Here is a 6,196-nt window from a genome sequence, read left to right on the forward strand (position 1 = left end):
AATGCCATCTTTTAACATTTTCCTAATACACTCCTGGCCAAAAAGATTTTCACCAACAACGATATCCACCTATGTGGATGAAAGTAAGAAAATCCAGTAATAGCGGGGAAAGAGCATGTTAATTTCATGTGGAAAGCGTAGTAAAAAGGAATAACAACTACATTTGTACACGAGCCGGAAATTTAATTTCCACATATTCACAGCCCTAATAGTAGTGGGCTTTTTCTTTTAAATATTTAAAGAAGTATATAGCTATGATTATGGAAATCGCTGAAGCGAAAAAAAATTTGCAACACAACGGATTTTTGGATATATCAGTCGATCCCTCCCTGGATTTGTTTGAAGCGATAGAAGATCTGAAAAAGAAAAAAAATGCTATCGTACTAGCTCACTATTACCAGGAACCAGATATCCAGGATATTGCGGATTACATCGGAGATAGTTTGGGCCTTAGTCAGCAGGCAGCAAAAACGGATGCAGACATGATTGTTTTTGCCGGTGTGCATTTTATGGCGGAAACGGCAAAAATTCTGAGTCCACAAAAAAAAGTGCTTCTTCCGGACCTGAAAGCAGGGTGTTCATTGGCCGATAGTGCGCCTCCAGAGCTGTTTAAGAAGTTCCGGGACCGTTATCCGGACCATATCGTGATTTCTTACATCAACTGTTCTGCGGGTATCAAGGCACTCAGCGATATCATTTGCACGAGCTCCAATGCCGAGAAAATCATCGAAAGCGTTCCTCACAACCAGCCGATCATCTTTGCCCCCGACAGGAATTTAGGGGCCTATCTGATCAAAAAAACGGGTAGGGAGATGGTGCTTTGGAATGGAGCCTGCATGGTACACGAGATTTTTTCCCTGGAAAAGATCACAAAATTGAAAATTCGTCACCCCAAAGCCAAGGTGATAGCGCATCCGGAATGCGAGCCGGCTGTATTGGCCATCGCCGATTACATCGGTTCCACTACAGGCTTGCTGAAATTTAGTCAGCGCGACGATGCCCGGGAGTATATCGTAGTTACAGAAACGGGAATACTTCACCAGATGCAAAAAGATAATCCGGGAAAAACTTTTATCCCGGCGCCTCCGAATAATGCCTGCGCTTGTAATGACTGTCCACACATGAAATTGAATACGCTTGAAAAATTATATCTGTGCATGGAATACGAACAGCCGGAAATTACAATGGAAGAAAGTCTCAGAATAGCCGCTAAAAAGCCAATAGAGCGGATGTTAGAGATCAGTGCACAAGCTGGACTTTAATACAATTAATTGATTTTCAATTGTATTTGAATACTATTTTATAGTAATACTATAATAACACCTTAGCGAAGGCCGTGAGAATTTAATATTCTCACGGCCTTCGTGCTTATGTACGAATCGATTAATTGTCAGCGTGTTACGAGCCTTTTGAGAATCTTATATTTTGTCTTTAGCTACATTATTCCCCGTAAAACAATTTCTCCCGGATTTTTGCACACTTGATTTGATGTTAAAAACCCCTTGAAATTAATTTTTAGCAGTCTGACAATTAAAAAAAAAAATATGCCATTGGGTAAGTGAAGGATTTGTTTAAATATCAAATTCTCAGCGGGCTGATAGTGTGATGAGCTTTGTATATTTTGTTTTTTGTGTGGATGGATGTGCAGAATTTTGCTTTAGGAGACTGTGAGCGAATATTTTTTTAAGCCGCTGAGATTTTAATATTTTTTGTTTTCCCTGGGTTATGCCGATAGTGAGCCATAGACCTCATTCTCAGCGCCTTTATTTTTTCGATTGTTTTATTTTTAGGGGCTTATATCTTCATTTTTCGAGGCTGCTTTGCCTGCTATATACATCTTCATTAGGTCTTTTTTGCATGAATAAAAGGATTCCTACACCTATAGCAATTGATTTAAAAAAAGTGCCATGAGAATCAAATATTTTATCAAATGCTTGGGGGACCACGGGATTTTTAGTTTCATGCAATTCTCACAGCACTTATAGCACGCTGAGAATTAAACGGGTATTGGGGTATGCCAGTAGCTCATAAATCCATCAAATTCTCAGCGCATTACTAAGGCGCTGAGAATTTGATGGATTTTCTTGTTTTTATTAAGACCAGAGAATCTCTTTTTATTTAAATCTCAGGAGACTATGAGTGAGCTGAGGTTTTGGTATTTAAAATTGCTTTTGCCGCAGTTGAATGCAATAGAAATTTAAACGAATGTCAGCACACTATGAGTGCCCTGACATTTTTATTTTCTAGCGTATTTTGCAAAACGCTATGGAAATATGAATCTGTTGAAATCTCAGTCCATTGCGAGTGCGCTGAGATTTTAATATTTACGAGCGCTTTTATAATTCCCTGCTTGGGCAGAATTTTGCAGAAATGTCAAAGGGCTTTGAGTGCGCTGAGAGATTAATATTCTAATTTTTTCCGGGGTGCAGATAGGAGATGAATTTTGGAGGAATCTCAGGCAATAAGCTGTACGCTGAGATTTCAAAATTTGTAAAAGGATTTGAGAATTGGCCGAAAAGGAGATCTTAATCGATTCTCGTCATATTAGGTAGGCGCTGAGAATTGATTATTTAAAGTTTTGTTTGTATCTGATTACAGGAAGATATATGGGCAAATCTCCCAACAAAGGAAGTGTCTTTTGGATGCGATATTTTATTTTTTGCAGCGGACACCTGGTTTGCTTTCATGCAGGGGCGATTAAAATTTATTTTTGATGGATGAATTAATTTAACCTGGGTAAATAAGCTGGATGTTGATAAAGTAAGAGAATTTTGTGAAAAATGAGGGGGTTGAGCATGTGGAATTTTTGTTTTTCGTGGCGTTAGGGAAGGAGGCAGTAATTTTATTTGATTCTGGGATTGCTCAATTTTAATTTCTTAAAAATGCATTGTGTGCAGTTAAATTTTTGGGGGAAACTTTGTCCGGGAGGGGATAAAGAGAGAAAAAATTTTTTTTTTGTTGCCGGAATAGAAAGGAGTGACAGCAAATGTGGATAAGGAACGTTTTTACTCTAAATCAGGAAAAAATAAGGTCGTAAAAACCGAAAAAGTGTGGAAAAAGTGGTGATTTTTAAAATTTTTACGTTTTTCATTTACTAAAATATCGATCTCGAAGAGAAATGATGTGGAAAAAAGGCAAAAAAATTTTTTTTTTGGTTTTAAAATCTTGAGAAAGAATTAAAGCCAGGAAAAACGGCAGTTCTGAAAAAATTTTGTTTTTGTTTTGCCGAAATGTTATTGAAGAGCGAGAAAAATGTGAAAAAAGAAGCTGTAAATGTAGTTTTTCCTAAAAAAACGCTAAATTTTTTCAAATTTTTTTGTTTTTGGAGTAGGAAAGCGGTAGAAAGGATAAAAAGAAAGAATTAAAAGTAGAGGAAAAATTAAATTTCCTCTACCCAAATATGATCCGCTTCAGTTTTTCTAAGCGATAAATTATACCCGGCCACCATGATTGATATGGGATCTCCCAGGGGGGCTATTTTTTCAACCTTCACTGTTTCACCTGGTACGCAGCCCATTTCCATCAGTTTAATATGAAGATCATCTTTTGCGAATTCAATAATAACCGCGCTTTTTCCTGTTGTCAGGGAGGATAACTTTATAATGCCCTTTTTCATTTCCTGCTTATTAATCTGTTTAAACTTTGTTCCGGGACAATTGGGGTGAGTACTCATGAATGATAGGCAAAGTTAGCCCCGTATGCTCAATATGCAAAAAGAAAGGTCGTCCAATCCAAAATTTCATTTTACTTTTACATCCACTTAATTTTTTTAGTATAAATGGCAGTTCAATTTACATCGCACGAGGTAAAGGATTATTTAAAGGAGAAGCGGAAGTTGAAAGTATTCCTGGCTGATCTTTTTTCAGCTGAAGGGCAAGGGTTGAAAAGTTTGCATTTCGTTTTTTGCTCAGATGCTTACTTGTTGGAGATTAACAAACAGTTTTTACAGCACGATACTTATACTGATATTGTCACCTTTGAAATGGGCGAGGACCCTGCCGTTACAGAGGGGGAAATTTATATCAGCGTAGATCGGGTACTGGATAATGCCGAAAAGTTTAAGACATTAGTGAATCAAGAATTACATCGGGTAATTTTTCACGGAGCGTTGCATTTATGCGGATTTAAAGATAAGAGCAAGAAAGATGCTATGTTAATGAGAAGTAAGGAAGATGAATACCTGAAAAAGTATTTTGTGGATTGATTTAAGGCAAGTCAAAGATAAGGATGTATAGAAGTGTTCCGAGAGGAACATTTCCTGTTTTAGGAGGTTTTTATTTGCGCTTGAATAATATGTTCCATGAAACATGGTTAAGTAGGTAGGGATTTTTTTTGGATTTAATTCTCTTAGGATTGCTCATGTTCCACGTGAAACATTCTTTCTTGTGTAGGAGAGTTGGGAGCGTTGCAGGAGATATGCCGGGATGAGAAGTAATGAAAAGAGTAAATACGCTTTGTTCCTAAGTTGAAGCAATTGACATTGATCACTTCAGCAGCCATCTGAAGTTTGTAGGGAATGTTTGAGATGGGTGTAATATGTTCCACGTGAAACATTGACGTTGTCAATTCAATGATTACTACATTATTGTTTCCTTATTGAAAGGTATCTATATGACGCACAGAATGGGTAATAAGGCTCAATTTGGCATGGAATACGATTTCCGGTATTACTGGATATGTGAAAAATAGGAGAGGAGTTTACCGGTAGAGTAACAATGATACAAAGGTGTTTGCAGACTTGATGTGGATAATAAACGTTTGTTGATTGAAGAGAGGTGTTTCTGAGAGCGGTACACGTTTATGAGGTAGCGGGGGAAGGATTCATCTTGTTTATCTGATATTCTGGTTATATTAGGTGGTGGGTATATGGATCTTGATGCTGAGGGTGTATTTGTTTCCAAACCGATATGGCTTCAAGAATATATCTGGAGATGCTCTTTATGTGACTGTCTTTTCAGTTTACCACGATTTCCTGTTTTTCCAGGAATTTCTCGCTCGAAAGGGAATAGGAAAGAGTCCTTGGAAGGTTAGTTTCCTCAATTGCCGATTTTACAGTGGAACTCCTCCTTGCCCGGATTAAATCTGTTTTGAGGAGGAATGAGCAACACAGAATATAGTCTCAGATATTGCAGTCGCGGAGAGTCAGGGATTCGAACCCGGGGACCTGATACTATTAATAGTTTTTAATGCTGCTTCAATCGACCTATATGATCTTCTTAAATAATTGATGCCCTGATTTCACATCGTATTGTTTTTTCATGGAGGACATGTTCTGGGAAATGTTGGCTTTGAAGTTAGGATAATTGTATGTTGGCCTTTGAAATACCTCCTTCTTGAGCGATGTATAAATGGTTATCCGTTTTATAAAAGAGCCAGATAATCTTCTAAATTAGTATCGTCTTTGTAAGGGATACTTTTTAGGGATGCTAATCGTTTTTGTTTGGAATAGTTAACGGGTTGCTATCAGCAGCATCCTTTAGGATTGGGATATGAGTTACCAGGTATGGAAGCCTTTTGCCTGGAGGAAGGCGAGTATTCTTTTTTGAGAATATGGAAGCATTCCGGAAATTTTTTTTGGGGGGCACTGATTTTTTGTCCTGGAAGATGAGATACATTGTACGAATGCTTTTGCTTGAGAAAGTACCAGGGTTTTATCTAAATCCAGACGAGACTCTGATGTCTTGTTTCGTTTAATTTAACCAGGTTGCTTTAACTACGAAACTTCTGACTAAAAAAAATACCTGGATTTGCTTCTTTTATATTTTGTACCGAAGATCCAGCATCTGCTTTGAAATACTATAAAAGTGTTGCAGATAACATACCCTTTCAAGAGGAGCATCCATTCAAATCAACGAGTTTTCCTGGCTGAGTTGTTTTTAAATAGATAGCGATATGAATCCATATCAATTTGATGCCTTTGAATGCTTTCTGCGTTTGACGAGCCGCGAAAATTTTGCTTTACAGGTGAAACTAAATATGTTCCACGTGAAACATCGAATTCACATCAACGCCGTTGCTATATTTAAGGTTTCGAAACGGCAAAATGGATGTTCCACGTGGAACATTCTACTTTCTCCCGACAATCTCCCTTCTTCTACGTAATTTTGCACTTTCTAAAGTTATTATGTTTCCATCATACGATATCATTGTTGTAGGCGCAGGACATGCTGGTTGCGAGGCCGCTGCCGCTGCTGCT

Annotated in this window: 3 protein-coding genes; 2 read left to right on the forward strand and 1 reads right to left on the reverse strand. The window is 37.8% G+C overall.

All coding sequences use genetic code 11. The annotated features are described in order from the left end of the window. Positions 1-260: 260 nt before the first annotated feature. Entirely contained in the window at positions 261-1,262 is a 1,002-nt protein-coding gene (nadA, locus tag VIP81_RS21475) for a quinolinate synthase NadA (RefSeq protein ID WP_349258197.1), read from the forward strand. A 2,117-nt stretch (positions 1,263-3,379) separates the two neighbouring features. On the opposite strand, the gene VIP81_RS21480 is transcribed toward nadA, so the two are convergent. Then, positions 3,380-3,616 carry a FeoA family protein gene (locus VIP81_RS21480; protein WP_331966091.1) on the reverse strand — a complete coding sequence of 79 codons (237 nt, stop codon included), beginning with the start codon at positions 3,614-3,616 and terminating at the stop codon, positions 3,380-3,382. Between the two features lie 162 nt (positions 3,617-3,778). Here VIP81_RS21480 and ybeY point away from each other — a divergent pair, with 162 nt between their 5' ends. Beyond that, the gene (ybeY, locus tag VIP81_RS21485) at positions 3,779-4,204 is read left to right on the forward strand and encodes an rRNA maturation RNase YbeY (RefSeq protein ID WP_331966094.1); all 426 of its coding nucleotides are present in this window, start codon (positions 3,779-3,781) and stop codon (positions 4,202-4,204) included. The last annotated feature ends 1,992 nt before the right edge of the window (positions 4,205-6,196 follow it).

The organism is Chitinophaga sp. (assembly GCF_036566945.1).
Classification (GTDB): domain Bacteria; phylum Bacteroidota; class Bacteroidia; order Chitinophagales; family Chitinophagaceae; genus Chitinophaga.